Annotated in this window: 28 protein-coding genes; 18 read left to right on the top strand and 10 right to left on the bottom strand. The window is 69.6% G+C overall.

All coding sequences use genetic code 11. The features are described 5' to 3' along the window. The first annotated feature begins 56 nt into the window (after positions 1-56). Entirely contained in the window at positions 57-1,127 is a 1,071-nt protein-coding gene (gene prfA / locus AB0J55_RS30195; protein ID WP_364255859.1) for a peptide chain release factor 1, read from the top strand. On the opposite strand, the gene AB0J55_RS30190 is transcribed toward prfA, so the two are convergent. From AB0J55_RS30190 to AB0J55_RS30160, 7 genes are all read right to left on the bottom strand, one after another. Beyond that, complete coding sequence (locus AB0J55_RS30190; RefSeq protein ID WP_364255856.1) at positions 1,115-1,510, bottom strand: VOC family protein; 396 nt, start codon at positions 1,508-1,510, stop codon at positions 1,115-1,117. The two genes, prfA and AB0J55_RS30190, sit on opposite strands and share 13 nt — an antisense overlap. Next, the gene (locus AB0J55_RS30185) at positions 1,510-2,775 is read right to left on the bottom strand and encodes a mannosyltransferase family protein (RefSeq protein WP_364255853.1); all 1,266 of its coding nucleotides are present in this window, start codon (positions 2,773-2,775) and stop codon (positions 1,510-1,512) included. Before AB0J55_RS30185 ends, AB0J55_RS30190 begins: the two co-directional genes overlap by 1 nt. Then, positions 2,768-3,199, bottom strand: a complete 432-nt coding sequence (locus AB0J55_RS30180; RefSeq protein ID WP_364255850.1) for a GtrA family protein — start codon at positions 3,197-3,199, stop codon at positions 2,768-2,770. Before AB0J55_RS30180 ends, AB0J55_RS30185 begins: the two co-directional genes overlap by 8 nt. Next, the gene (locus tag AB0J55_RS30175; RefSeq protein WP_364255847.1) at positions 3,196-4,200 is read right to left on the bottom strand and encodes a glycosyltransferase family 2 protein; all 1,005 of its coding nucleotides are present in this window, start codon (positions 4,198-4,200) and stop codon (positions 3,196-3,198) included. Before AB0J55_RS30175 ends, AB0J55_RS30180 begins: the two co-directional genes overlap by 4 nt. Before the next feature lie 156 nt (positions 4,201-4,356). After that, the gene (locus tag AB0J55_RS30170) at positions 4,357-5,811 is read right to left on the bottom strand and encodes a hypothetical protein (RefSeq protein ID WP_364255844.1); all 1,455 of its coding nucleotides are present in this window, start codon (positions 5,809-5,811) and stop codon (positions 4,357-4,359) included. An 18-nt stretch (positions 5,812-5,829) separates the two neighbouring features. Beyond that, entirely contained in the window at positions 5,830-6,261 is a 432-nt protein-coding gene (locus tag AB0J55_RS30165) for a GtrA family protein (RefSeq protein WP_364255841.1), read from the bottom strand. Continuing rightward, positions 6,258-7,250: a glycosyltransferase gene (locus AB0J55_RS30160; protein WP_364255838.1), complete on the bottom strand. Its 993-nt coding sequence runs from the start codon at positions 7,248-7,250 to the stop codon at positions 6,258-6,260. The genes AB0J55_RS30165 and AB0J55_RS30160 overlap by 4 nt, the downstream gene beginning before the upstream one ends. Positions 7,251-7,521: 271 nt before the next feature. On the opposite strand from AB0J55_RS30160, the gene prmC reads away from it, so the two are divergent. Both prmC and AB0J55_RS30150 read left to right on the top strand, forming a co-directional pair. After that, positions 7,522-8,388, top strand: a complete 867-nt coding sequence (prmC, locus tag AB0J55_RS30155) for a peptide chain release factor N(5)-glutamine methyltransferase (RefSeq protein WP_364255835.1) — start codon at positions 7,522-7,524, stop codon at positions 8,386-8,388. A 4-nt stretch (positions 8,389-8,392) separates the two neighbouring features. Continuing rightward, entirely contained in the window at positions 8,393-8,734 is a 342-nt protein-coding gene (locus tag AB0J55_RS30150) for a hypothetical protein (protein WP_364255832.1), read from the top strand. A gap of 39 nt (positions 8,735-8,773) precedes the next feature. On the opposite strand, the gene AB0J55_RS30145 is transcribed toward AB0J55_RS30150, so the two are convergent. Further along, positions 8,774-10,747 (bottom strand): M6 family metalloprotease domain-containing protein, encoded by a 1,974-nt coding sequence (locus AB0J55_RS30145; RefSeq protein ID WP_364255829.1) that lies wholly within the window; start codon positions 10,745-10,747, stop codon positions 8,774-8,776. A gap of 526 nt (positions 10,748-11,273) precedes the next feature. Here AB0J55_RS30145 and AB0J55_RS30140 point away from each other — a divergent pair. The 14 genes from AB0J55_RS30140 to aroA all read left to right on the top strand — a co-directional run bounded on the left by AB0J55_RS30140 (position 11,274) and on the right by aroA (position 23,352). Continuing rightward, positions 11,274-11,924 (top strand): L-threonylcarbamoyladenylate synthase, encoded by a 651-nt coding sequence (locus tag AB0J55_RS30140; protein ID WP_003102684.1) that lies wholly within the window; start codon positions 11,274-11,276, stop codon positions 11,922-11,924. 74 nt (positions 11,925-11,998) lie between these two features. Next, positions 11,999-13,156, top strand: coding sequence for an MraY family glycosyltransferase (locus AB0J55_RS30135; RefSeq protein WP_364255825.1), 1,158 nt, complete (start codon positions 11,999-12,001; stop codon positions 13,154-13,156). A gap of 47 nt (positions 13,157-13,203) precedes the next feature. Continuing rightward, complete coding sequence (locus AB0J55_RS30130; protein ID WP_354816221.1) at positions 13,204-13,647, top strand: hypothetical protein; 444 nt, start codon at positions 13,204-13,206, stop codon at positions 13,645-13,647. A 532-nt stretch (positions 13,648-14,179) separates the two neighbouring features. Beyond that, complete coding sequence (gene atpB / locus AB0J55_RS30125; RefSeq protein WP_364255822.1) at positions 14,180-14,980, top strand: F0F1 ATP synthase subunit A; 801 nt, start codon at positions 14,180-14,182, stop codon at positions 14,978-14,980. A gap of 55 nt (positions 14,981-15,035) precedes the next feature. Further along, entirely contained in the window at positions 15,036-15,293 is a 258-nt protein-coding gene (locus AB0J55_RS30120) for an ATP F0F1 synthase subunit C (RefSeq protein WP_026468506.1), read from the top strand. A gap of 31 nt (positions 15,294-15,324) precedes the next feature. Then, a complete protein-coding gene (locus tag AB0J55_RS30115) occupies positions 15,325-15,882 on the top strand; it encodes a F0F1 ATP synthase subunit B (protein ID WP_364255818.1) in 558 nt (185 codons plus the stop codon). Between the two features lie 6 nt (positions 15,883-15,888). Continuing rightward, a complete protein-coding gene (locus AB0J55_RS30110) occupies positions 15,889-16,713 on the top strand; it encodes a F0F1 ATP synthase subunit delta (protein WP_364255815.1) in 825 nt (274 codons plus the stop codon). A 57-nt stretch (positions 16,714-16,770) separates the two neighbouring features. Then, positions 16,771-18,411: a F0F1 ATP synthase subunit alpha gene (gene atpA, locus AB0J55_RS30105; protein WP_364255813.1), complete on the top strand. Its 1,641-nt coding sequence runs from the start codon at positions 16,771-16,773 to the stop codon at positions 18,409-18,411. Between the two features lie 11 nt (positions 18,412-18,422). Beyond that, complete coding sequence (locus AB0J55_RS30100; RefSeq protein ID WP_364255810.1) at positions 18,423-19,364, top strand: F0F1 ATP synthase subunit gamma; 942 nt, start codon at positions 18,423-18,425, stop codon at positions 19,362-19,364. Next, entirely contained in the window at positions 19,364-20,791 is a 1,428-nt protein-coding gene (gene atpD, locus AB0J55_RS30095; RefSeq protein WP_361089755.1) for a F0F1 ATP synthase subunit beta, read from the top strand. Before AB0J55_RS30100 ends, atpD begins: the two co-directional genes overlap by 1 nt. A gap of 114 nt (positions 20,792-20,905) precedes the next feature. Next, entirely contained in the window at positions 20,906-21,271 is a 366-nt protein-coding gene (locus AB0J55_RS30090; RefSeq protein ID WP_003102658.1) for a F0F1 ATP synthase subunit epsilon, read from the top strand. Between the two features lie 25 nt (positions 21,272-21,296). Beyond that, positions 21,297-21,731, top strand: a complete 435-nt coding sequence (locus AB0J55_RS30085; protein ID WP_364255805.1) for a DUF2550 domain-containing protein — start codon at positions 21,297-21,299, stop codon at positions 21,729-21,731. A 52-nt stretch (positions 21,732-21,783) separates the two neighbouring features. Then, entirely contained in the window at positions 21,784-22,104 is a 321-nt protein-coding gene (locus AB0J55_RS30080; RefSeq protein WP_364255802.1) for a putative quinol monooxygenase, read from the top strand. A gap of 9 nt (positions 22,105-22,113) precedes the next feature. Then, on the top strand, positions 22,114-23,352 hold the full coding sequence (aroA, locus tag AB0J55_RS30075) for a 3-phosphoshikimate 1-carboxyvinyltransferase (protein ID WP_364255799.1): 1,239 nt from the start codon (positions 22,114-22,116) through the stop codon (positions 23,350-23,352). Here the strand turns inward: aroA and AB0J55_RS30070 are convergent. Further along, positions 23,349-23,921 (bottom strand): cob(I)yrinic acid a,c-diamide adenosyltransferase, encoded by a 573-nt coding sequence (locus tag AB0J55_RS30070; protein ID WP_364255796.1) that lies wholly within the window; start codon positions 23,919-23,921, stop codon positions 23,349-23,351. The genes aroA and AB0J55_RS30070 overlap by 4 nt on opposite strands. A 61-nt stretch (positions 23,922-23,982) precedes the next feature. Between AB0J55_RS30070 and murA the strand changes: the two genes are divergently transcribed. Beyond that, positions 23,983-25,257 carry a UDP-N-acetylglucosamine 1-carboxyvinyltransferase gene (gene murA / locus AB0J55_RS30065; protein WP_364255793.1) on the top strand — a complete coding sequence of 425 codons (1,275 nt, stop codon included), beginning with the start codon at positions 23,983-23,985 and terminating at the stop codon, positions 25,255-25,257. 31 nt (positions 25,258-25,288) lie between these two features. Here murA and AB0J55_RS30060 read toward each other — a convergent pair whose 3' ends face one another. Continuing rightward, positions 25,289-25,879, bottom strand: a complete 591-nt coding sequence (locus AB0J55_RS30060) for a TetR/AcrR family transcriptional regulator (RefSeq protein ID WP_364255790.1) — start codon at positions 25,877-25,879, stop codon at positions 25,289-25,291. Between the last annotated feature and the right edge of the window lie 35 nt (positions 25,880-25,914).

The raw sequence follows: 25,914 nt of genomic DNA, 5'->3' as shown, positions 1-25,914 counted from the left end.
CGCGCGAGTGGGCGTCGTTTTTTGTCTTGTTTCCCCGGGCTTGAGAGGTGGCAGAGGTGGATTCGAGCTCGCTCAAAGGGCTGCTCGCCGAGCACGCGGAGCTGGAGCAGCAGCTGGCGGACCCGGCGGTGCACGCCGACCAGGGGCGCGCCCGCAAGCTCGGCCGCCGCTACGCCGAGCTGACGCCGGTGGTGCGGGCCGTCCACGAGCTCGACACGGCCCGCGACGACCTCGCGGCGGCGCGGGAGATGGCCTCGGAGGACGCGGAGTTCGCCGCGGAGGCCGACGAGCTGGCCGCGAAGATCCCCGAGCTGGAGTCGAAGCTCACCGAGCTGCTGCTGCCCCGCGACCCGTACGACGGCTCCGACGTCGTGATGGAGATCAAGTCCGGCGAGGGCGGCGAGGAGTCGGCGCTGTTCGCCGGCGACCTGCTGCGCATGTACCTGCGCTACGCCGAGCGCCACGGCTGGAAGGCGGAGGTCCTCGACTCGGTCGACTCCGACCTGGGCGGCTTCAAGGACGTCACGCTGTCGATCAAGAGCAAGACAGCGGACGTCGACGGCGTCTGGTCCCGGTTGAAGTTCGAGGGCGGTGTGCACCGCGTCCAGCGCGTGCCGGCGACCGAGTCCCAGGGCCGCATCCACACGTCGGCGTCCGGCGTGCTGATCTACCCGGAGCCGGAGGAGGTCGAGGTCGAGATCGACCCGAACGACCTGCGCATCGACGTGTTCCGGTCCTCGGGCCCGGGCGGCCAGAGCGTCAACACGACGGACTCGGCGGTCCGGATCACCCACCTGCCGACCGGCATCGTGGTGTCCTGCCAGAACGAGAAGTCCCAGATCCAGAACCGCGCGCGGGCCCTGCAGGTGCTGCAGGCGCGGTTGCAGGCGATCGCGGAGGAGGAGGCGGCGGCCAAGGCGTCGGACGCCCGCCGGTCGCAGGTCCGCACGGTGGACCGCTCGGAGCGGGTCCGGACGTACAACTTCCCGGAGAACCGCATCTCGGACCACCGGGTGAACTACAAGGCGTACAACCTCGACCAGGTCCTGGACGGCGACCTGGACGGCGTGTTGGACGCCCTGGCGACGGCGGACCGCGAGGAGCGCCTGGCGGCTCAGTCGGGCTGAGCTCCCGGCTGCCGGGCGACCAGCCAGCAGAGGCAGAAGGGGTGCCCGGCCGGGTCGGCGTACACCTGGAAGTCGTCTCCGGTCGTGTTGCCCGCCGCCGGTTTCAGCACGGTCGCGCCGAGGGCCATGACCTGCTCGTGGGCTTCGGCGAAGTCCTCGACCCACAGGTCGAGGTGGACCTGCTGCCTGGTCGGACCATCGGGCCACGCCGGCGGCACGTGGTCCGGCGCGAGCTGCACGCCGATCCGCGGCGCGCCGTCCACCAGCACCATGTGCCAGTCGCCGTCGTCGTCGACCTCGCCGCCGAGGACGCCCGCCCAGAAGCGGCTTTCGGCCGCGAGGTCGGCCGCGTCGAACGTGACGACCTGGTGCATGATGCGCATCAGCCGGCCCAGAAGCCGGTGATGAAGCGGATGTAGATCGTCCCGCAGACCAGCGCGTTCGCGTACAGCACCACGTGCACCGCGCCGCGCAGCTGCGGGCGGCGCTCGCCGAACAGCACCAGCGCCACGTACATCACCAGGCACGGCAGCAGGTAGCGGTGCACCGACACGACGTTGCTGTTCATCGTCAGCATCACGATCGACGCGAAACCGAACAGCGCCAGCGGGATGCCCTTCGCCCGCAGCGCCACCAGGACGTACACCGAGGACACGAACAGCAGCGCCAGGCCGATCATCGGCAGCACGTGGCTCATCAGCGTCCACGCGTCCATCGGGGTGTCGCCGAGCAGCGCGTGGCCGGTGATCTTGGCTTCGCCCCAGAGCGTCTCGAGGATGTTCGGGTTGAACTTGTGGTACGACCAGCTCTTCACGCCCTTCAGCGCGTTGAAGCTGGCGAACGCGTCGCCGGTCTGGAGCTTCATGTAGAGCAGCACGCCGCCGAGGCCGACGAAGGCCGCCGGGAACCACAGCAGGTCCCACGACAGCAGGCCGCGCAGCTTCCAGTCCTTCGACCGCCAGAACTCCAGGAAGCACAGGCCGACGAACACCGCGGCGGTGATGCGGGAGGCCGTCAGCGGGATGAGCGTCAGGCCCATCCAGAGCCACTGGCGGCGCAGCGCGAACAGGTAGGCCCAGAAGCCCAGCGCGCAGAACACCGCTTCGCTGTAGAAGGCGTGCAGGAAGAACGCGGCGGGCGCGGTGAGGAACGCCGCGACGACCAGCCACGGGGCCCGCTCGCCCGCGAAGAAGTGACGGCCGATCTTCAGCAGCGCGACCGCGGCCAGCCAGGTCGCCACCAGGTTGACCAGGAACCCGGCCGCGAGCAGGCCGAGCGTGCCGAAGCTGATCGTCTGCACCAGCCAGACCAGGATCGGGAACACCGGGTAGAACGCCCGCGTCGGGGCGTAGCTGCCGGTGTAGGCGTGCACGGCGATCTCGCCGTAGTTGCCGGCGTCCCAGCGGTAGGTGTGCGCCAGGAGGCTCGCCGTCGAGCCGATGCCGGTCTTCGGGATGCCTTCGCTGGTCGGGCTGGACGGCCCGAACAGGTACGCGACGGCGATCAGCACCACGTTCCAGGCCAGCACCACCGCGAAGACGCGCGCGTAGTCGCCGTTCAGCCACGCCCACCGGGTGGTGCGGGCGTCGTCGGGACGGGACGGTTCCGTCTCGTCGGCGACCCGGGACGGGACGGCGGTGCTAGTCATGGGACACCTCCGGGACCGGCGCGGCGGCCGTCGCGGGCCGCTGCCGGAAGACGACCTTGTGGTAGAGCAGGTAGTTCCACACCAGGCCCACCGCGATCCCGGCGAACTTCGGGATGAGCACGTGCACGCCGGGGAACGCCTTCGTGACGGCGAAGATGATCAGCGCCTGCACCACCCAGAGCCCGAACGCGGTGACCGCGAAGAAGAGGATCGCCTGGCGCCGGACGTCGCCGTCCTTCGCGCGGAACGTGAAGTTGCGGTTCAGGGTGAAGCTGAGCAGCATGCCCGTCGTCGTCGAGGCGAAGTTCGCCGCGAACAGCGGGACGCCCACTGTCACCAGCAGCGCGTAGCCGAGGGCGTCGACGAGCGTGTTCGCCACCCCGACCAGGCCGAAGCGCAGCTGGGTCGCCGTGATCAGCTTCACCGGGTACCTCTTCCCGCGTCGGCGTTCTCGGGAGCGGCGACCGGGTCGCCGGGACGGGTCCGTACCGACGCGACGCCGTAGAGCGGCCGGTTCTGCACTTGGGAGTAGGTGCGGCCGATGTAGCTGCCGAGGACGCCGAGCATGATGATCTGGATGCCGCCGAGGAAGAACATGGCGATGGTGATGAACGCCCAGCCGGGGACGGCGGTTTCGGGGGCGAAGAGTTTGACGCCGACGACGTAGAGCACGCCGAGGAAGCTGAGCAGGGAGATCAGGTATCCCATGCGGGTGATCATCCGCAGCGGCGTGGTCGAGAAGCCGAGGATGCCGTCGGCGGCGAAGCGGAGCATCTTGCGCAGGGGATAGCCGGTGACGCCGGCGTGGCGCTTGTCGCGGTCGAACAGGACGGCGGTCTGCTTGAAGCCGATGTAGCTGACGAGGCCGCGGAGGAAGCGGTCGCGTTCGCGGTACTTGCGGAGTTCGTCGACGACCTTGCGGTCGATCAGGCGGAAGTCGCCGGTGTTCTTGGGGATGTCGACCGCGGCCATTTTCCGGAGCGACCAGTAGAACGCGCCCGCGGTGAGCTTCTTGAACGCGGAATCCTGGCGGGAACGGCGCTGGGCGTAGACGACGTCGTAGCCCTCTTCCCACTTTTCGAGCAGTTCCAGGGCGACGCGGGGCGGGTCCTGCATGTCGCTGTCCATGATGATGACGGCGTCGGCGTCGACCAGGTCGAGCCCGGCGGTGACGGCCATCTGGTGGCCGAAGTTGCGGGAGAGCTCGATGACGGTGACGCGGGCGTCGCGTTCGGCCAGTTCGGTGAGTTTGGCCAGGGAACCGTCGCGGCTGCCGTCGTCGACGTACAGGAAGCTGAAGTCGTAGCGCTCCGCCAGCGGCGCGGTGACTTCGTCGACGGTTTTGTGCAGCAGGTCGATGTTCGCTTCCTCGTTGTAGATCGGGAAGACGAACGCCACCCGGCGGGTGGTCGGCTTGGTCGGCACTGCGGGACTCCCCGGAGTTCGGTGCGAAACGGCCCGGGCGATGCTCGATCAGGTGAAGATTTTCCTCGAACCCGGTGCCCGGCATCCTAGGAGACGGGACCGGCCGCCCTGCCGAGAGACCCCCGGTTAACCCTGGTTAACCCGCCTCGGCCGGCCTCACCGGAACGCCGACCGTTCCGGCTCGCGGAACGCGTTGAATACCTCGGTCACCGGCTCCTCCTCGACGTCGTCCTCGGCAGGCGGGGCCGGTCGCGGCAGCAGGCTCAGCACCGCGAACACGAAGGCCAGGCACGTCGGGAACAGGGTCAGCAACTGGTGCTTCACGCCCTCGACGCCCTCGCCCAGCGCCGACAGCCCGAGCTGGCCCACCGCGAACAGCAGCAGGAAGAACACCACGATCCCGTACTCGCGCGCGCGGCGGCGGAACGCGCGGACCCCGGCCCAAACGATCAGCAGCCAGACCGGGCCCAGCACGAACAGGCCCAGCGGCGCCGCCAGCGCGGACAGGCCGGAGAACACCGGCACGCGGTATTCCTGCGCCATCGGCGGCAGCCCGGACGTCTCCGGGAAACTGCCGAGCCGCGCGGGGCGGGCGGTCAGCGTGTCCACCGCGCCCTGCTGGAGGATCTCCAGCGTGCGCCCGGGGTGGCCGGCGTAGTAGCGGACCACGTTCCGGCGGCTGATCCGGTCGGAGTAGGTGTCGTAGTCCGCGTCGGTCCAGGGCCGCGCTTCCCACCAGCTCTTGCCGATGAACTTCTTCGCGCTCGGCGGCAGGCCCAGTGCGGCCAGGTCGGCGTCGGTGTCGTGCCTGCCGTCCACGATGCTGTCGAACACGACGTGGAACACGTTCGCTTCGCGGTACTCGGTGTTGGCCGGGTCGCCCTGCGACTGCACCACCGCCGTCCCGGCGCCCACGACCACCAGCACGCCCAGCGGCAGCGCCCACCGGGCCCAGCCCCGCTTGCCCGGCGGCCGGACCAGCGCCAGCGCCAGCACGAACAGCGGGATCAGCAGCAGCGTCTGCGACTTGGCGTTGATCCCGATCAGTGCGCCCACCACGGTCAGCGCGGCGCCCCAGTACCGCCAGGCGCCCGTGCGGTGCATCAGCAGCAGCCCGCCCGCGGTCAGCAGCATCCCGAGGAAGCCCGCGCCCTCGCTCAGCACCGACGCGAAGTAGCCGAAGAACGCGGAATCGGCCATCACGAGCAGCAGCAGCACAGCGGCGACGACGCGGCTGCGGACGCTCAGGTCCAGCGCCAGGACCGTCGCCGTGATGCCCACGGCGACCAGCACGCAGGTGATCGCGCCGAGGACGATCAAGTTGAGCTGCGCCGACGAGCCGAGCAGCGTGCCGAGTTTGCTCGCCAGCCAGTCGAGCCACGCCTGGCTGGAGATGTAGTCGCTCTTGCAGGCCGTGCCCGGGCCGTAGGAGAAGTGGACGTAGTACTCGGACCTCAGTTCCGGGTGCCGGCCGCCGAGGTTGCACAGCAGCCGCCAGCCGTCGCCGTTGTCGGCCATCCCGACCGGCCGGGGTACGAGGAACCGCACCAGCAGCACGCCCAGGGACAGGACGAAAACGCCCAGGCCGAAGCGCAGTTCACGGGATCGCACCCCGGTCAGGGTACGAGATCACGCTGAGTCGGCCGGTGCTGCACCGGGCGCCGGGCGCACCGGCCGGTGCCGGAACACGACGTAGTGGTAGAGCAGGTAGTTCCAGAACAACCCGACGACGATCGCGGCGCCCTTCGGCACGAGCAGGTTGACTCCCGGCAGCAGCCGCCCGACCAGCCAGATGATCGCGAACTGGACCACCCACAGCCCGAACGCGGTGACGCCGAAGAAGAGCAGGGCCTGGCGGCGGACGTCGCCGTCCTGCGCCCGGAAGGTGAAGTTCCGGTTCAGCGCGAACGAGAGCAGCATGCCCGCCGTCGTCGAGATCAGGTTGGCGACGAACGCCGGCAGGCCGAGCGTCACCAGCAGCGCGTAGCCCAGTGCGTCGACCAGGGTGTTGCCGATCCCGACGATCCCGAACCGCACCTGCGTGGCCGTGACGAGCCTCATCGGGCGGCGCTCCGGTGATCGCCGGCAGTCTCGTCGGGACGGGACCGTATCGACGCGACGGCGTACAGCGGCCGGTTCTGCACTTGGGAGTAGGTGCGGCCGATGTAGCTGCCGAGGACGCCGAGCATGATGATCTGGATGCCGCCGAGGAAGAACATGGCGATGGTGATGAACGCCCAGCCAGGCACCGCCGTCTCCGGCGCGAACAGCTTCACGCCGACGACGTAGAGCACGCCGAGGAAGCTCAGCAGCGAAATCAGGTACCCCATCCGCGTGATCATCCGCAGCGGCGTGGTCGAGAAGCCCAGAATGCCGTCGGCGGCGAAGCGCAACATCTTCGTCAGCGGGTAGCCGGTGACCCCCGCGTGGCGCTTGTCGCGGTCGAACAGCACCGCGGTCTGCTTGAACCCGACGTAGCTCACCAGGCCGCGCAGGAAGCGGTCGCGCTCGCGGTACTTGCGCAGCTCGTCGACCACCTTGCGGTCGATCAGGCGGAAGTCGCCGGTGTTCTTGGGGATGTCGACCGCGGCCATTCTCCGCAGGAACCAGTAGAACGCGGACGCGGTGAACCGCTTGAACGGCGAGTCCTGCCGCGACCGGCGCTGCGCGTAGACGACGTCGTAGCCTTCCTCCCACTTTTCGAGCAGCTCGATCGCGACCCGCGGCGGGTCCTGCAGGTCGCTGTCCATGATGATGACGGCGTCGGCGTCGACCAGGTCCAGACCCGCGGTGACGGCCATCTGGTGCCCGAAGTTGCGGGAGAGCTCGATGACCGTGACCCGCTGGTCGACGGCGCTGAGCTCGGTGAGCTTGGCCAGGGAGTCGTCGCGGCTGCCGTCGTCGACGTACAGGAAGCTGAAGTCGTAGCGCCCGGTGTGGGCCGCGGTCACCTCGTCGACGGTCTTGTGCAGCAGGTCGATGTTCGCTTCCTCGTTGTGGATGGGGAAGACGAACGCGACCCGGCGGCGCGTGGTCGGCTCGGTCGGCACGGGCGCTCCCGGAGGTCGGCGTCGGGGGACCGGCGATGGCCTCGGCGAACGTGGTCGTCCGCTGCTCGAAGGCATCGGCCGGGCCGAAGTGGACGGCCACCGCGTCCGCCCCCGCCAGGATATACGCGCGCGGCTGTTCGGCATGGCCCTGAGCGCTCCGTCCGCCGGGTCGTGCGGGTGCCTCGATACGCTGGACGGTGTGGGACCGGCGCGTGTCCTCACGGGGCAGTTCCGCCTGGTGTGCCAGGCTTGACGAGGTGAAGGACGACGAGTGAATCGGCAGCCGCTGCGCCTGGCCATCATCGAGGCCACCCGGATCCTCGAACGGGCGGGCGTCGCCTCGCCGCGGTTCGACGCCGAGGTGATCGCCGCGCACGTGCTCGGGGTCGAACGCGGCCGGCTGCCGATGGTGCCGCTGGTCGACCCGCCGGTGATCGAGGCGATCGGCCAGCTCGTCCAGCAGCGCGCGAAGCGGATCCCGCTGCAGTACCTGACCGGCTGGGCGGCCCTCGGCGACATCACGGTCGCGGTCGGCGCCGGTGTGTTCGTCCCGCGCCCGGAAACGGAGCTGCTGCTCGAGTGGGGGGTCAAGTTCCTGCAGGGCCGCGAGTTCCCGGTGGTCGTCGACCTGTGCACGGGCTCCGGAGCGCTGGCTCTGGCGGTGGCGCACGCACGGCCGGACGCGGTGGTCTACGCGGTGGACATCGACCCGCAGGCCCTGGCCTGGGCCCGCCACAACGCGGACGTGCACGCGGACGCGGGCCACACGCCGATCCGCCTGTACTCGGGGGACATCGGCGACCCGACGATGTTCGCGGAGCTCGACGGCCTGGTGGACCTGGTGCTGTGCAACCCGCCGTACGTCCCGGAGGGCACCCCGGTGCCCCCGGAGGTCGCGGAGCACGACCCGCCGCGGGCGGTGTTCGCGGAGGAGAGCGGCCTGGCGGTGATCCGCCACGCGATCGCGGCCGGCGCCCGGCTCCTGCGCCCGGGAGGCGGCCTGGCGATCGAGCACGACGACACGCACGGTTCGGCGGTCCCGGCCCTGGTACGGGCGCGGCGGGTGCTGACGGGGGTGGAGGACCACACGGACTTGACGGGCCGGGCCCGTTTCGTGACGGCACGCCGGCTGGGCTGACCCCGTGTCGGGCGACTTCATCATCGACCCACCGGGCAAGCAGCCGGTGAAGCTGGCGTGGATGCCGAGCGGCGCGCACGTGCAGTGGGTGGTCGAGGTCGTCGCCGAGCGGGTCGCCGACCCCGGGCTGGCGGCCGAGCTGCGGAAGTTCGTGGTGGGGGACTATTCGTTCTTCGCGCTGAGCATGTTTTCCGCGGCCGAGGCGGCCGAGATCATGCGCGTGATCCGGGAGTCGGTGCCGGGGGAGGCCGAACGGCAGTTCCCGGGCAACGACGTGGTGCTGGAACGGACGGCGGAGCTGGTCGCGCTGATCGAGCGCGCCGAGGCGGCACCTGACGCGAAGTGAGGGCGCCGGAGGCTGCCGTGGCAGCCTCCGGCGTCATGCTCAGAAACCGAAGGCCGTGCAGCTCGCCGTCGCCGTCTTCGACGGGTCGCTCACCGATGTTGCCGTCAGTTTCACCCTGGCCGTGAAATCGCCGCCCGCGCCTCGCTTCGCGTACGCCGGGACCTTCACGTGGCCGCCGAACTTCGCCGTCGCCAGCGCGTTCGGCAAGCGGACCTCCCAGCCACGCGCATCCGTCGACACACTCAGCCGATACGTGTCCGTGTCGTACGGTGCCTGCGCGCCGCGCGCTGCGCCCGTGTTGAGCAGGCCGAAGTCGCACATGGCCAGGCCGCCGCGGGCGAAGGCCGGCAGGGCCGGGGTCAGGGCCGCGCCGCGGGCCTGGCTGCCCGAGCCGTCCAGGGAGGCCACCGTCACCGTGTACGACAGGACTCCGTGGCGGTCGCGGGCCAGGTCCGTGATCAGGAAGTGCAGGCGGTTGGCCTGGTCCGTGTACTCGTACGGGCTCGCCGCCTCCGTGCCCGCCTTGAACAGGGCGTCGTTGAGCTGCCGGTAGTCACCGATGGTGATCTTGACCGGGGTGCCGTCCGGCTTCGTGTAGTCGGTGATGCCGATGTCCTGCGGGTTGGCGTCGATCACCCAGTCGAACGGGGCGTTGTCCTTGTTCTTCGTCTTCGTGATCAGCACGCCCGAGTCGGGCGTGAACGAGTCCGCGCCCATCCGGTCGACGACCTCGACCGTGTAGTTGTCGTAGCCGCCGCCGTCGCAGAACGGGTCCTTCGACCGGTCGCACTTCGGCGCCTTGTCGCCGCCGGTGAGCTTGATGTTCAAGCCGGTGAACGCCCCCGGCTGCGCCTCGGTTTCGCGCGCGGTGAGCCGCGCCGTCACCGGACCGGTGGACGCCAGCTCGTTGCGGTCCAGCTGCAGGACGTCGGCGGTGTCGACGATGCCGAGCTTCAGCTTGTTGCGCAGCTGGTGCTGGGCACCCATCGAGCTGCCCTGCGTCGCCGGGATCTGCCAGCGGGTGTGCGGGCCGCCCGGTCCGTTGAACGTGCCGCGCGACAGCATGTCCCACGGCCCGCTGTAGCTGCGGGACGGCGGGGTCCCGAACGGGTTGTTGTAGTTGTCGCCGATGCCGAGGATGTGGCTGAACTCGTGGGCGTAGGTCGACTGGCCGGAGCTCTCCGCCTGCACCGAGCTGCCGTCCTGGGCGTTGGGCCAGATGCTGGCGGCCGACGCCCACGACGTCCACGGCACGTACCGCGTCGCCGCGTAGTTGGGCAGGTCGTGGTTGGGCGGGCCGAAGCTGTCGGGCACGTTCTCCTTCGTGCCGAACTTCATCTCGCCGAACTCCTGCCACGTCGAGCTCTCGTCCTGGCCGGCGGAGAGGTAGAAGACGAAGTCGAACTGCTTCGCGGTGTCGCCGACGTCGGCGCGCCACGCGTCGCCGGCGTCCTTGCGGAGGTCCCGGCTGCAGTTCGCGCCGGGCGGGCAGGCGCTCGGCTGGAACTCCATGCCGTACTCGTAGGACTTGCCGGGCATCCGGTACGGCCCGAACGCGGTCAGCTGCACGCCGAACCGGCCGCCGGAGTCCTCCATCCAGTACTCGTTGATCGTGTGGCCGTTGTTGAGGGCCTCGGGCTTGTTGAGGAAGTCCTGGTAGTACTGCGCGACGTTCGCCCGCGGGACGTTCGCGGCGGCGGGCCCGGGGTTGCCGAAGATGGTCGAGTTCGCCGGTTTGGTGACGACGAAGTCCTGGTCGGGGTAGTCGGCCAGGACGACGGCGCCCTTGAAGGTGCGCTGGGTCGGCTTCAGGTTCGGGTCGGCCCAGTTCGTGCCGGGGACCTTGCGGTAGTCGGACCAGGTCATGTGGTCCTGGTTCTCCCAGTGCGCGGCGTCGATCGGGGCGGGCCAGCCACGGGTGAGCGGCTCCGCCGCGGCCGTGCCCGCACTGAGCCCGGTCAGGACGGCGACCGCGGCGAGCAGGGCGAGCGCTTTCGGGGTTCTGGGGCGCATCTGCGGCTCCTTCGCTGGGAACCCACGGGGGTGGTGGTTCCCGAAGATCGACCGTATTGAGCCCGGCTGTCGTGGTTCCGCCTCGCGGCGAGGTTTACCCGCTTGCCGCACGACGAAAGTCTGGCTGCCCGCCACCGCGGCGACGAGCTCTCCGCGGTGCGCCGGAGCATCTCTCTATCGGTGATAGAGAGATGTCCTCGCTGCAGGGGTGGAGCGGCGGGTGCGCGAGAGAACGTCTCTGACGGTGATCGAGTGATGTCCTCGCTGCAGGGGTGGGGCGGCGGGTGCGCGAGAGTGTGTCTCTGACGGTGATCGAGTGATGTCCTCGCTGCAGCTTGCGGCGACGGGCTGCGCGCGAGCATGTCTCTATCGGTGGTCGGGAGCTGTCCTCGCTGCATGCCTGCGGCAGGCGGCCTTGCGCGTTGTGTCTCCCTATCGCTGATAGAGACATGTCCTCGCTGTGGCCGTCGAGGCGGGTGTGACGCGGCGGATGCCTCCGCAACCGGCCGGACTACCCTTGGCGCCCATGAGCGTGGTCTACGACTGCAGCAAGCGGGAGACCCGGGCCGACGGGCTGGCCGCCGCGGCCGGGGCCGTCCGGTCGAGCCGGCTGGTCGTCCTTCCCACCGACACCGTCTACGGCATCGGTGCCGACGCCTTCGACGCGGGCGCCGTCCAAGCGCTGCTGCGCGCCAAGAACCGCGGCCCGGACATGCCCGTCGGGGTGCTCGTCGGCTCCTGGTCCACTGTGGACGGACTGGTGCTGGGCGTGCCGCCGCAGGCGCGGGCGCTCATCGAAGCCTTCTGGCCCGGTGACCTGTCCATCGTGCTGCCGCACGCGCCGAGCCTGCAGTGGAACCTCGGCGACGCCCGCGGCACCGTCATGCTCCGGATGCCGCTGCACCCGGTGGCCCTCGAACTGCTGCGCGACGTCGGCCCGATGGCCGTGTCGAGCGCGAACGTCTCGGGACGGCCGCCCGCCAGCACCGCGCAGGAAGCGCAGGAGCAGCTCGGCGACTCGGTCGCGGTGTACCTCGACGGCGGCTCGAGCGGCGAGCCCGTCGCCTCGAGCATCGTGGACCTCACCGGGACCGAACCGGTCGTGCTGCGCGAGGGCGCCGTGGGCAAGGAAGCCATCGCGGAGGTGCTCGGTGTGCCCGCGGAATCGTTGGCCTGAAGCCGGATCACGGCGGGAACCGCGGCACGATAGCGTGTCGCGGGTGACCCCGACCCCCCGAGCGTGACGCACCCGTGCCGCCCACATCCGGTCTCCTCCCCATCCGGGAATACATCCTCGTCGCGCTGACCGCGACGGCCGTGACCTACCTGCTCACCGGTGTCGTGCGCCGGATCGCGATCCGGGTCGGCGCGATCGCCAACCCGCGCGCCCGCGACGTGCACGTCGCCCCGATCCCGCGGATGGGCGGGGTCGGCATCTACCTCGGCGTCGCCGGCGCGATGGGCCTGGCCCACCAGCTGCCCGCGCTGTCGCACGGCTTCGACGCCTCGTTCGACTCGGTCGGCGTGCTGCTCGCCGCCGGGGTGATCTCGCTGATCGGCGCGCTCGACGACCGGTTCGAACTGGACGCCTGGACGAAGCTCGCCGGCCAGGTCATGTGCGCCGGGATCCTCGTCATCTTCGGCGTGCAGTGGGTGTCGTTCTGGGTGCCGTGGGGCGGCACCGGCGGCTCGTTCGGTTCGGTGCTGGTGCTCGACAAGAACCAGGGCGCGCTGCTCACCGTCGTCATGGTCGTGGTGATGGTCAACGCGATGAACTTCGTCGACGGCCTCGACGGGCTGGCCGGCGGTCTCGGCTTCATCGCGGCCGCCGCCACCTGCGCGTTCTCCCTCGGCCTGCTCGACAGCTCCGGCGGCGACGTCGGCACCTACCCGCCCGCGCTGATCGCGGCCACCCTCGCCGGCGCCTGTCTGGGCTTCCTGCCGTACAACTTCCAGCCCGCCAAGATATTCATGGGCGACTCCGGTTCGATGATGATCGGCCTGATGCTCGCGGGCGCCACCACGTCGGCGTCCGGCCGCGTGCCCTACCCGCAGTTCAGCGGGAAGGACGCGATCGCGCTGCTCTCGCCGCTGGTGGTCGTCGCGGCGGTGCTGTTCGTGCCGATGCTGGACCTGATCATGGCGGTCGTCCGGCGGACCCGCCGCGGCGAAAGCCCGTTCGCGGCCGACAAGATGCACCTGCACCACCGGCTGCTGGAGATCGGCCACTCGCAGCGGCGCGCGGTCCTGCTGATCTACCTGTGGGCCGGGATCCTCGCCTTCGGCGCGGTGTCGGTGACGCTGTTCGACGACGCCGCCGCGCTGTGGATCATCGGGGCCGGGCTGCTGTTCGCGGTGGTCGTTTCGATCGTCCCGCGGCTGCGCTCGCGCAACCAGCCCGGAACCTGACCGGCGGGGTTCTCTACACTCGGTGGCGAACCGAGCAGGGAGCCAGTGTGAGCGAAACCGAAACGCCCGAGCAGGAGAACCCGCACGCCGAGGTGGTGCTGCGGGCCGCCCGCGCGATGACGAAGGCCTCCTTGCTGGTGACCCCGCCCGCGGTGATCGTCTGCATCGCCCTGTTCAGCATCCTGAACGGCCTGCCGGGTTTCCTGGGCTCGCTGGTCGGCGGCGTGCTCGCGATGCTGGCGTCGCTGTCCACGCTGGGCATGATGAAGTTCAGCGCCGGCCAGGACCCGATGTTCGTCATGGTGATCGCGCTCGGCGGGTACGTCGTCAAGGTCGTCCTGCTCTTCGGGGCGCTGACGCTGCTGAAGGGCGTCACCGCGCTGCACCCGATGTCGCTCGGCATCACGATGATCGTCGCCATCCTGCTCGCCGCCGCGGCCGAGTTCGCCGCGTTCCGCAAGACCAAGATCCCGACGATCATCCCCTCCTGACGCTGTCCGTTTTGCCGCGGACTTCCGTTACTCTTCGTGCACCCGCCTGCGGCCGCCTGAGTGTGACCGGCGTCACCAAAGTGCGCTTTCGTGCGGACTGCGGACGGTGACCGGGACCCCTCGCCTGCGGTGATCCGGCGCCGGTCCCGGCTCGCGCCGGACCTGGGTCCCGGGTCGACCCGGGACCTAAGTCCTGGGCTGATCGGTGGGGAAGGAGTACGGCTGTACGGCACCGATTGACCTGCTGGTATGGTCCGCGTCAAGGGTGGCGGCCTCGGCCGCGCGCTCCCTGAGACGAACCGCGATCAGCAGTGTGGCGACCGAGTGGTTCCGCCCCTGCGCAGCTGGTCCGAAGTAGACCGCAGGGCAGTGTTCACGCGAGACAACCCCGTGTGCAGAACGTGAAGGCGTGTTCTGCGAACCGTGGGGTAGCCGCCTCCGGCGTCCCGATACGTATCGGGTACGTTAAGTCCAGATCGTGACGATTCCCCCGGCGGAGTGAACGCCGGCCGGGAGAACCGGAAGGAGCCCAGTGGGCGCGCTGGTACTGACCGAGGGTGGCACTTTCACGCCCCCCGGTGTGGCGGACTTCAACCTGCCGCCTCTTTTCGGCTCCGGGTACTGGGGCAGCTTCACCAAGCCGATGCTGCTCGTGGTGATCTCGCTGGTCATCATCGTCGCCTACTTCATGCTGGCGTCCCGGAAGCTGAAGGTCGTCCCCGGCAAGGGACAGTTCATCGCCGAGTCGATCTACAACTTCGGCCGCAACAACATCGCGCGGGAGCAGATCGGCTCGAAGGACTTCAAGCCGTTCATCCCGCTGATCCTCGGCTTGTTCGTCTTCGTGCTGGTGAACAACCTGTTCGGGATCATCCCGTTCTTCCAGTTCCCGACGATGGCGCGGATCGGGTTCCCGCTGGCGCTGTCGGTGCTGGTCGTCTACCCGGTGTACCACTACGTCGGCATCAAGCGGCACGGCTTCGGGCACTACCTGAAGAAGGAACTGGCGCCGCCGGGCATCCCCGGTTTCGTGCTGCCGCTCTACTCGACCATCGAGTTCGCGCAGAAGTTCTTCATCGCGCCGGCCACGCTGGCCATCCGTGTTTTCGCCGCGATGTTCGCCGGCCACCTCATCATCATGGTGTTCACGCTCGGCGGCAGCTTCCTGCTGACGGAGACCGACGGCATCGGCCTGAAGTTCGTTTCGCCGGTCGCGTTCATCTTCGCGATCCTGATGACCTTCCTCGAGGCCTTCATCCAGGTGCTGCAGGCCTTCATCTTCGCCCTGCTGTCGGCCGGGTACATCGGCGCCGCGCTGGCGTCGGAGCACTGAGAACACAAGCCCCCGATCCACGCGAGCGCGTGGACCGAAGTGAAGGGAAATGCACGTGAGCAACATCGTTCTGGCCCAGGCCGCGGAGCAGGCTGTCAACATCAACCCCGGCCTCGCCGCCATCGGTTACGGCCTGGGCGCGATCGGCCCGGGCATCGGTGTGGGCCTGATCTTCGCCGCCGTCATCAACGGCACCGCGCGTCAGCCGGAGGCGCAGGGCAAGCTGCAGGGCATCGGTTTCTCCACCTTCGTGCTTACCGAGGTTCTCGCCCTGATCGGCATCGTCATCTACTTCATCGCCTCCGCCGCCTGAGTTCGGTTAGCTCATCGCTTAAGGAGACGTTGTGCTGAAGACGGACCTGGTGTTGGCCGCCGAAGAGGCGCCCAACCCGATCATCCCGCACATTCCCGAGGTCATCCTCGGGCTCGTCGCCTTCGTGATCCTGCTGCTCGTTCTGAAGAAGTACGTCGTTCCGCGCTTCGAAGCGGCGTACGAAGAGCGCGCCCAGATGATCGAAGGCGGCATCGAGAAGGCGGAAAAGGCCCAGGCCGAGGCCGAGGAGGCGCTGGCGAAGTACCAGGCGCAGCTCAGGGAGGCCCGTACCGAAGCCGCGAAGATCCGCGACGACGCCCGGCTCGAGGCCGAGCAGATCAAGGCGGAGCTGCGGGCCGAGGCCGAGGCCGAGTCCCAGCGCATCGTCGCCCAGGGCCAGGCCCAGCTGCAGGCCCAGAAGGCGCAGATCATCGCCGAGCTGCGGGCCGACATGGGCCGCAACGCGGTCGAGCTGGCCAGCCGGATCGTCGGCGAGTCGCTCGAGGACGAGGTGCGCCGCCGTGGCACCGTCGACCGGTTCCTCGCGGAGCTGGAGACCGCCGGTGCTTCCAACGGAGCAGGGAAGTAACCAGAGATGACGCTGCATGCTGCGAGCCGTGAAGCGCTCGGCCTCGCCGAGGAACGCCTCGGCGAGGTTCTGGCCGACGCGGGTGCCGACGCGGCCACGGTCGGCGACGAGCTGCTCTCGGTCGTCGACCTGCTGGACCGGGAGATCGGCCTGCGCCGGGCGGTGAGCGACGCCTCGGCGACGCCGGAGTCGCGCACCGCGCTGGTGCGCCGGCTGTTCGACGGCAAGGTGTCCGAACCGGCCCTCAAGGTGCTCGACGCCGTGGCGGGCAGCCGCTGGTCCAGCCCCCGTGAGCTGACCGACGGGCTCGAGTCGCTCGGCCGCTCGGCCCTGCTCACCTCGGCGGAGAAGACCGGGAACGTCGACACCGTCGAATCCCAGCTCTTCCAGGTCGCGCGGGTCGTGGCCAACCACCCGGAGCTCGAGGCCGCGCTGTCGGACCTGACCGGTCCGGCCGACGCCAAGCGCACCCTGGTGCGCGGGCTGTTCGCCGACAAGGTGGACGTGGTCACCGAGACCCTCGTCGAGCAGGTCGTGCGCCGGGCCAAGGGCCGCGGCGTCGGCATCGGGCTCGACAAGCTGGTCAAGCTGGCCGCGGAACGGCGTCAGCGCTCGGTCGCCTACGTGACCAGCGCGAACGCCCTGTCCGACGAGCAGGTCGCGCAGCTGAGCGCGAAGCTCGACGACATCTACGGGCGGCCGATCGCGCTGCACGTCGAGGTCGACCCCCGGCTCGGCGGCGGGCTCGTCGTCCGCGTCGGCGACGAGGTCATCGACGGGAGCGCGGCGGGGCAGCTGGCGGCGTTGCGCAGGCGGCTGGCCCGGGCCTAGCCCCCGGTCACCCAAGACTTTGCATACTGGCAAGAACGAAGCGAGAGCGGGAAAGACATGGCCGAGCTGACGATCTCCTCGGATGAGATCCGTAGCGCGATCGAGAACTACGTCTCGAGTTACGCCCCGGACGTGAGCCGGGAAGAAGTTGGCACCGTGGTGGACGCCGGCGACGGCATCGCCCACGTCGAGGGCCTGCCCTCGGCCATGGCCAACGAGCTGCTCGAGTTCCCCGGCGGCGTCCTGGGCGTCGCCCTGAACCTGGACGCGCGCTCCATCGGTGCCGCGATCCTCGGTGACTTCGAAAGCATCGAAGAGGGCCAGCAGGTCAAGCGCACCGGCCAGGTCCTGTCGGTGCCGGTCGGTGACGGCTACCTCGGCCGCGTCGTCAACCCGCTGGGCCAGCCGATCGACGGCCTCGGCGACATCGAGACCACCGAGCGCCGCGCCCTGGAGCTGAAGGCCGCCTCGGTGGTCGAGCGCCAGCCGGTGTCGGAGCCGCTGCAGACCGGCATCACCGCCATCGACGCGATGACGCCGATCGGCCGCGGCCAGCGCCAGCTGATCATCGGTGACCGCAAGACGGGCAAGACCGCCGTCGCCGTGGACACGATCATCAACCAGAAGGCCAACTGGGAGACCGGCGACCCGAAGCAGCAAGTCCGCTGCATCTACGTCGCGGTCGGCCAGAAGGGCTCCACGATCGCCGCCGTGAAGAAGTCCCTCGAGGACGCCGGCGCGCTGGAGTACACCACCATCGTCGCGGCCCCCGCGTCCGACTCGGCCGGCTTCAAGTGGATCGCGCCGTACACCGGCTCGGCCATCGGCCAGCACTGGATGTACGAGGGCAAGCACGTCCTCATCGTGTTCGACGACCTGACCAAGCAGGCCGACGCCTACCGCGCGATCTCGCTGCTGCTGCGCCGCCCGCCGGGCCGCGAGGCGTTCCCCGGCGACGTCTTCTACTTGCACTCCCGCCTGCTGGAGCGCTGCGCGAAGCTGTCGGACGAGCTGGGCGCCGGCTCGCTGACCGGTCTCCCGATCATCGAGACCAAGGCGAACGACGTGTCGGCCTACATCCCGACCAACGTCATCTCGATCACCGACGGCCAGTGCTTCTTCCAGTCGGACCTGTTCAACGCCGGCCAGCGCCCGGCCATCGACGTGGGCATCTCGGTGTCCCGCGTGGGTGGTGCCGCGCAGGTCAAGGCGATGAAGTCGGTCTCCGGTTCGCTCCGGATCGACCTCTCGCAGTACCGCGAGCTGGAAGCCTTCGCGGCCTTCGCCTCGGACCTCGACGACGCCTCCAAGGCGCAGCTCGAGCGCGGTGCCCGGCTGTACGAGGTGCTCAAGCAGCCGCAGTACTCGCCGATCCCGGTCGAGGAGCAGGTCTGCACGGTGTGGCTGGGCACGAACGGCCACTACGACTCGGTCCCGGTCGAGGACGTCCGCCGCTTCAACCTCGAGTTCCTCGACTCGGCGCGCCGCAAGCACACCGACGTCCTGGGCGCGATCCGCGACAGCGGCAAGTTCGAGGACGAGACGGCCGACAAGCTGGTCGCCGCGGTGAACGAGTTCAAGAAGGAGTTCACCACGTCCGAGGGCAAGTCCCTGGTCGAGGCGGACGCCGACGCGATGGACGCCGACAAGGTCGGGCACGAGACCGTCAAGGTCAACAAGCCCGCCCCGAAGAAGTGAGCTGATAGCTCATGGCCGCACAACTCCGGGAACTCCGGTCGCGCATCAAGGCGACCAAGTCGATCGGCAAGATCACCAAGGCGATGGAGCTCATCGCCACCGCGCGCATCACGAAGGCGCGGGCGAAGGTCGCCGCTTCCCGGCCGTACGCGGACGAGATCACCAAGGTGCTCTCGGCGCTGGCCGGTGCGGCGGCCAACCTCGACCACCCGCTGCTGGTCGAGCGCCCGAACCCGAAGCGGGCCGCTGTCCTGGTCGTGACCAGTGACAAGGGCCAGTGCGGTGGCTACAACTCCAACGTGCTGCGCGCGACCGAAGAGCTGCTCGCCCTCCTCCGTGACGAGGGCAAGGAGCCGCAGGTCTACGTCACCGGGAACAAGGGGCTGAACTACTACCGGTTCCGCAACCGCCCGGTCGAGGACAGCTGGACGGGCTTCTCCGACCAGCCGGGCTACGCCAACGCGGTCGCCGCCGGCGAGACCCTGGTCGAGTCGTTCATGCTGGGTGCCGACGACGAGCACGGCAACGCGGACGGCATCACCGGTGTCGACGAGATCCACATCGTCTACACCGAGTTCGTGTCGATGCTGACGCAGCGGCCGACCGCCAAGCGCGTCGCGCCGCTCGAGGTCGAGTACACGGACGAGGAGCAGAAGCCGGAGCCCGGCGAGCTGCTCCCCAGCTACGAGTTCGAGCCGAGTGCCGACAAGCTGCTGGACTCGCTCCTGCCGAAGTACATCAACACGCGGATCTACGCCGCGCTGCTGGAGTCGGCGGCTTCGGAGCTGGCCGCCCGCCGGACGGCGATGAAGTCGGCGTCGGACAACGCGAACGAACTGGTGAACACGCTGACGCGGGAGGCGAACCAGGCCCGCCAGGCGCAGATCACCCAGGAGATCTCCGAAATCGTCGGTGGCGCGAACGCGCTCACCGCAGCAGGAAGTGATGACTGATGACCAGTACTGAAGCCCCGCGCGCCAAGGGGCGCATCGTCTCGGTGACCGGGCCGGTCGTCGACGTCGAGTTCCCGCGCGGTTCCGTTCCCGACCAGTTCAACGCGCTCAAGGTCGACATCGAGTTCGAGCAGCTGCGCAAGACCGTGACCCTCGAGGTCGCCAGCCACCTGGGTGACAACCTCGTCCGCACCATCTCCCTGCAGCCGCAGGACGGCCTGGTGCGCGGCGCCGAGGTCACCGACACCGGCGGCCCGATCACCGTCCCGGTCGGCGACAAGGTCAAGGGGCACGTCTACAACGCCCTCGGCGAGTGCCTCGACGAGCCCGGCTACGGCGAGGACCTCGAGCGCTGGGGCATCCACCGCAACCCGCCGTCCTTCGACCAGCTCGAGGGCAAGACGGAGATGCTGGAGACCGGCCTCAAGGTCGTCGACCTGCTCACCCCGTACGTCCAGGGTGGCAAGATCGGCCTGTTCGGCGGCGCCGGCGTGGGCAAGACGGTGCTCATCAAGGAGATGATCACCCGCGTCGCCCGGAACTTCGGTGGTACCTCGGTGTTCGCCGGTGTCGGCGAGCGCACCCGCGAGGGCAACGACCTCTTCCTGGAGATGTCCGAGGACGGCGTCATCAACGACACCGCCCTCGTGTTCGGCCAGATGGACGAGCCGCCGGGCACGCGCATGCGCGTCGCGCTGTCGGCGCTGACCATGGCGGAGTACTTCCGCGACGTCCAGAACCAGGACGTGCTGCTGTTCATCGACAACATCTTCCGGTTCACCCAGGCCGGCTCCGAGGTGTCGACCCTGCTGGGCCGCATGCCGTCGGCCGTGGGTTACCAGCCGACGCTGGCCGACGAGATGGGGCAGCTGCAGGAGCGGATCACCTCGACCCGGGGCCGGTCGATCACCTCGATGCAGGCGATCTACGTCCCCGCGGACGACTACACCGACCCGGCCCCGGCGACGACGTTCGCCCACCTGGACGCCACCACCGAGCTCTCCCGGTCGGTGTTCCAGAAGGGCATCTTCCCGGCGGTGGACCCGCTGGCGTCGACGTCGACGATCCTCGACCCGGCCATCGTCGGTGAGGACCACTACCGCGTGGCCTCCGAGGTCATCCGGATCCTGCAGAAGTACAAGGAGCTGCAGGACATCATCGCGATCCTGGGTATGGACGAGCTCTCGGAAGAGGACAAGCTGACCGTTCAGCGCGCGCGCCGCATCGAGCGGTTCCTGTCGCAGAACATGCTGGTCGCCGAGGCGTTCACGCAGATCCCGGGCTCGACGGTGCCGCTGTCGGAGACCATCGAGTCGTTCGACCGCATCGCCAAGGGTGACTTCGACCACTACCCGGAGCAGGCGTTCCTGGGCATCGGTGGCCTCGAGGACCTCGAGAAGAAGTACAAGGAAATCACCAAGAAGTGATCTCGTGAGCTCGGCGGGGGCTGTGTCCACTTTGGACTCGGGCCCCCGCCGTTCTCATAGCGAGGGACAGACCTATTACACTCGGTGGCAACACCCCGAGTTAAGGAGTGCTACGTGGCCGAGATGTCCGTGGAGCTGGTGGCCGTCGAGCGCCGTCTCTGGTCGGGTACCGCCACTTTCGTGGTGGCGCAGACCACCGAGGGTGAGATCGGCATCATGGCCGGTCACGAACCCGTGCTCGGGCAGCTGGTCGAGGGTGGCGTGGTCAAGGTGACGACCACCGACGGTGAGACGGTCTGCGCGGCCGTGCACGGCGGGTTCCTCTCCGTGACCGGCACCGGGGTGAGCATCCTCGCCGAGAGCGCCGAGCTTTCCGACGAGATCGACGTCGAGGCGGCCAAGGCGGCCCTGACAGGGGACGACGAGACCGAGCGGGCGAGGGCCTCGGCCCAGCTCCGCGCAGCGGGTCAGTCGGCCTGAGCGCGAGACGGGCAGGAGCCGGGCCGTGAAGATCACCTTGGTCGTAGTCGGGCTCCTGATCGTGCTCGCGGTGCTGGCCGCCTGGTACGGCCAGCGGTGGATCCGGATGCGCCGCGGCGGGGGCGTGAGCGTCGCGCTGCGGTGGCGTCCGGACAACCCGCGGTCCAGCTGGCACCTGGGGCTGGGCCGCTACGAGGGCGACGAGTTCGTCTGGTACCGGGTGTGGAGCCTGCGGACCGGCGCCGACCGCGTCTTCCAGCGCGAAAGCATGCAGATCGCCGACCGCCGCGACCCGTCGGGTACCGAGGCCTACGCTGTTCCGGAGGGCTCGACGGTGCTGCGGTGCGAGTCGGAGACCCAGGAGGCGATCGAGATCGCCATGGGGCCGGGCGCGCTCACCGGGTTCCTCTCCTGGCTCGAATCCGCCCCGCCCGGACGGCGCCTCCCGCGCGCCTCGTAGCTGTCTCATTCCGAGACGTCCCGGCGTGCCGCGCGGGCTTACCGTGGAGGCCATGATTCTCATCGTGGTCAAGTGGCCGGTGAAGCCCGAGTACGCGGAATCCTGGCTCGACATCGTCGGGGACTTCACCCGCAGCACGCGGGCCGAAGCGGGCAACAAGTTCTTCGAGTGGTCCCGCAGCGTCGACGACAAGAACACGTACGTGCTGGTCGAGGGCTTCGAGGGGCAGAACGCGGCGGTCGCGCACGTCGGCTCCGAGCACTTCAAGACGGCGGTGGCGACGCTGGGTGCGTACCTCTCCGACAACCCCCGGATCATCAACGTCCAGGACGCCTCCGACTGGGGCCCGATGGCCGAGATCTCACCGCACTAAACTCGCTGTGTGACCCTCGTCGAGATCCCCGGCTCCAAGTCCGTCACCGCCCGTGGCCTGTTCCTGGCCGCCGCCGCGCACGGCACCACGACCCTCGGCCGTCCGCTGCACTCCGACGACACCGAAGGCTTCGCCGAGGGCCTGGCCCAGCTCGGCTACCGGGTCGACCGGCAGCCGGAGGCGTGGACCATCGAGGGCCGCCCGTCGGGGCCGGGTGTCGCCGAGGCCGACGTCTTCTGCCGGGACGGCGCCACGACGGCCCGGTTCCTGCCCGCGCTGGCCGCGGCCGGCACCGGGACGTTCCGCTTCGACGCGTCCGACCAGATGCGCCGCCGCCCGCTCGGGCCGCTGACCGACGCCCTGCAGGAGCTGGGGGTCGACCTGGAGTTCCGCGGCGAGCCGGGTCACCACCCGCTGACGGTCCGCGCGAACGGCATCAAGGGCGGCGAGCTGACGCTGGACGCGGGGTTGTCGTCGCAGTTCCTGACGGCGTTGCTGCTGGTCGGCCCGCTGACCGCGGAGGGCCTGCGGATCACGGTCACCGACCTGGTGTCGGTGCCGTACGTCGAGATCACGCTGGAGATGATGCGCCGCTTCGGCGTCGACGTCCGCCGTGAGGGGCAGACGTTCGTGGTCCCGGCGCAGCCGTACCGGGCGTGCGAGTACCCGGTGGAACCGGACGCGTCGACGGCGAGCTACTTCCTGGCCGCGGCGGCGGTCACCGGCCGCACGGTGACCATCCCGGGCCTCGGCTCGGACGCCCTGCAGGGCGACGTGCGCTTCGCCGACGTGCTGCGCGAGATGGGCGCGCACGTGGAGCTGGCGCCGGACTCGGTGACCGTCGCGGGGCCGTCGGACGGCCTGCGCGGCATCACGGTGAACATGCGCGACATCTCGGACACGGTCCCGACCCTGGCGGCCATCGCCCCCTTCGCTTCGGGCCCGGTGCGCATCGAGGACGTCTACAACACGCGCATCAAGGAGTGCGACCGGCTCGACGCGTGCGAGGAGAACCTTCGCGCGATGGGCATCGAGGTCGAGACGGGCCGCGACTGGATCGAGATCCAGCCGGGACAGCCCACGGGGACGCTGGTGACGTGCCGCCGCGACCACCGGATCGCGATGGCGTTCAGCATCACGGGCCTGCTGGTCGACGACGTGACCCTGGATGACCCGGACTGCGTGAAGAAGACGTTCCCCGGCTTCCACCAGGCGCTGGGTGCGCTGCGGGAGAGCTGGGGGATCTAAGGCTGCCCGCCCGGCTGCCAGAGCACGTCACCCTCGGGGTTCGCCAGCCGGGCGAGGATGAACAGCAGGTCCGAGAGCCGGTTCAGGTACTTGATCGCCACCGGGTTCGTCGTCTCCGGCTCCGCCTCGTGCAGGGCCCAGGCCGACCGCTCCGCCCGCCGCGCCACCGTGCGCGCCTGGTGCAGGAACGCCGCGCCCGGCGTGCCGCCCGGCAGGATGAACGACGTCAGCTTCGGCAGGCGCTCGTTGAACTCGTCGCACCAGCCTTCCAGGCGCTCGACGTACTTGTCGGTGATCCGCAGCGGCGGGTACGGCGGGTCGTCGGAGATCGGCAGGCAGAGGTCCGCGCCGACGTCGAAGAGATCGTTCTGCACCGTGCGCAGCACGTCCGTCACCTCGGCCGGCAGCGCGCCGACCGCGATCGCCAGGCCGAGCACCGAGTTCGTCTCGTCGGTGTCCGCGTACGCGCCCAGGCGGGCCGAGGTTTTGGGCACGCGGGACCCGTCGCCGAGCGCGGTCGTGCCGTTGTCGCCGACCTTCGTGTAGACGCGGTTGATGCGAACGACCATGAACCCACCATAGCGGCCCCCGCCCGGGCCGAATCCGGGCGAGAGGGCATGATTGGCGGCCATGAGCGAGCACTTCGACGTGCATGGCGGAGCCCGGCTGGTCGGCGAGGTCGACGTGGTCGGCGCCAAGAACAGCGTGCTGAAGCTGATGGCCGCGGCCCTCCTCGCGGAGGGCACCACGACCATCACGAACTGCCCGCAGATCCTGGACGTCCCACTGATGGGAGACGTGCTGCGGAGCGTCGGCTGCGAGGTCGTCATCGAGGGCGACACGGCCACCATCACGACGCCGGCCGAGCTGTCGCACCGCGCGGACTCGGCGGCGATGGGCAAGCTGCGTGCGTCCGTCTGCGTGCTGGGGCCACTGGTCGGCCGGCTGAAGCAGGCCGTCGTGGCGCTGCCGGGCGGCGACGCGATCGGCTCCCGCCCGCTGGACATGCACCAGAACGGCCTGCGCAAGCTGGGCGCGACGAGCACGATCGAGCACGGCTGCGTCGTCGCGAAGGCCGAGACGCTGGTCGGCGCGCAGATCTGGCTGGACTTCCCGAGCGTCGGCGCGACCGAGAACATCCTGATGGCGGCCGTGCTGGCCGAGGGCACCACGGTCATCGACAACTGCGCGCGCGAGCCGGAGATCGTCGACATCTGCACGATGCTCACCGAGATGGGCGCGAAGATCGAAGGCGCCGGGACGTCGACGCTGACCGTGCACGGCGTGGAGCAGCTGCACCCGACGACGCACAGCGTGATCGGCGACCGGATCGTGGGCGCGACCTGGGCGTTCGCCGCCTCGATGACCCGCGGCGACATCACCGTGCGCGGGGTCAACCCGCACCACCTCGACCTGGTGCTGAACAAGCTGCAGCTGGCCGGCGCGGACGTCGAGACGTTCGGCGACAAGGGTTTCCGCGTGGTCCAGCCGGAGCGCCCGAAGGCGGTCGACTGGGTGACGCTGCCGTACCCCGGCTTCGCGACCGACCTGCAGCCGTTCGCGGTGGCGCTGTCGGCGGTGTCGGAAGGCACGTCGATGATCACGGAGAACGTCTACGAGGCGCGGTTCCGGTTCATCGAGGAGATGGTCCGGTTGTCGGGAGACGCCCGCACGGACGGCCACCACGCGGTGGTCCGCGGCGTCGAGAGGCTGTCGAGCGCGCCGGTCTGGGCGTCGGACATCCGCGCGGGCGCGGGGCTGGTGCTGGCGGGCCTGTGCGCGGACGGCGTCACCGAGGTCTGGGACGTCTTCCACATCGACCGCGGCTACCCGCACTTCGTCGAGAACCTCAACCGCCTGGGCGCGAACATCAAGCGCGTCGCCGGCGAGCCCGACCGGAAGTGAGTCACCCCCGCTCGGAGGGGGCCCGGTGGTCTCAGCCCTGCGCGCCGAGCGCGCGCAGGGCATACGCCACCAGCCGGTCCACGTAGTCCGGCTCCGCCTCGGCCTGCCGGACCACCAGGCGCCAGTAGATCGGCGCCGCGAGGACGTCGAGCGCCAGTTCCATGTCCAGGTCCTCCGGGAGTTCGCCGCGCGCGATGGCGCGGCGCAGCATCGCCTCGCCGACTTCGCGCCGCGGCCCGCCGATGGCCCCGCGCAAGCCGTCGCCGTAGCCCGGGTTGCGCGCGTCCTCCGCGACCAGGTCCGGGAGGATCCGCGAGAACAGCGGGTGGGTGAGCCAGTCGATCAGGGCCTGCATCGTTTCGCGCAGGTCGCCGCGCAGTGAACCGGTGTTCACATCGGCCGCGCGCGTGACGCTGAACTCCGTCACGACGGAAGCGATCATGTAGTCCTTCGACGACCAGCGCCGGTACAGCGCGCTCTTGCTGACGCCGGCGCGTTTGGCCACCGCTTCCATCGAGAGCCGCCCGTAGCCCTGCTCGGCGAGTTCCCACATGACGGCTTCGGTGATCGCCTGCGTGACCTCGGGCTGGAGGACTGCGGCGCCGGTCGGGGTGCGTGCCATGGGCGCAGTGTAGCGGGTGGACGGGACGGTACCGT

It is taken from the genome of Amycolatopsis sp. NPDC049688, assembly GCF_040674975.1.
In the GTDB taxonomy this organism is placed as follows: Bacteria; Actinomycetota; Actinomycetes; order Mycobacteriales; family Pseudonocardiaceae; genus Amycolatopsis.
Note: the sequence above shows the minus strand (reverse complement) of the source record. Positions and strands in the feature narration are given on the sequence as shown.

Bases quoted from the DNA above. Each gene is read 5' to 3' on its own strand.
- atpA (WP_364255813.1), top strand. From the start codon at position 16,771: ATGGCCGAGCTGACGATCTCCTCGGATGAGATCCGTAGCGCGATCGAG.
- AB0J55_RS30100 (WP_364255810.1), top strand. From the start codon at position 18,423: ATGGCCGCACAACTCCGGGAACTCCGGTCGCGCATCAAGGCGACCAAG.
- AB0J55_RS30110 (WP_364255815.1), top strand. From the start codon at position 15,889: ATGACGCTGCATGCTGCGAGCCGTGAAGCGCTCGGCCTCGCCGAGGAA.
- AB0J55_RS30165 (WP_364255841.1), bottom strand. From the start codon at position 6,261: ATGAGGCTCGTCACGGCCACGCAGGTGCGGTTCGGGATCGTCGGGATC.
- murA (WP_364255793.1), top strand. From the start codon at position 23,983: ATGAGCGAGCACTTCGACGTGCATGGCGGAGCCCGGCTGGTCGGCGAG.
- AB0J55_RS30185 (WP_364255853.1), bottom strand. From the start codon at position 2,775: ATGACTAGCACCGCCGTCCCGTCCCGGGTCGCCGACGAGACGGAACCG.
- AB0J55_RS30145 (WP_364255829.1), bottom strand. From the start codon at position 10,747: ATGCGCCCCAGAACCCCGAAAGCGCTCGCCCTGCTCGCCGCGGTCGCC.
- AB0J55_RS30060 (WP_364255790.1), bottom strand. From the start codon at position 25,879: ATGGCACGCACCCCGACCGGCGCCGCAGTCCTCCAGCCCGAGGTCACG.
- AB0J55_RS30070 (WP_364255796.1), bottom strand. From the start codon at position 23,921: ATGGTCGTTCGCATCAACCGCGTCTACACGAAGGTCGGCGACAACGGC.
- atpD (WP_361089755.1), top strand. From the start codon at position 19,364: ATGACCAGTACTGAAGCCCCGCGCGCCAAGGGGCGCATCGTCTCGGTG.
- AB0J55_RS30080 (WP_364255802.1), top strand. From the start codon at position 21,784: ATGATTCTCATCGTGGTCAAGTGGCCGGTGAAGCCCGAGTACGCGGAA.
- AB0J55_RS30140 (WP_003102684.1), top strand. From the start codon at position 11,274: ATGAGCGTGGTCTACGACTGCAGCAAGCGGGAGACCCGGGCCGACGGG.
- AB0J55_RS30190 (WP_364255856.1), bottom strand. From the start codon at position 1,510: ATGCGCATCATGCACCAGGTCGTCACGTTCGACGCGGCCGACCTCGCG.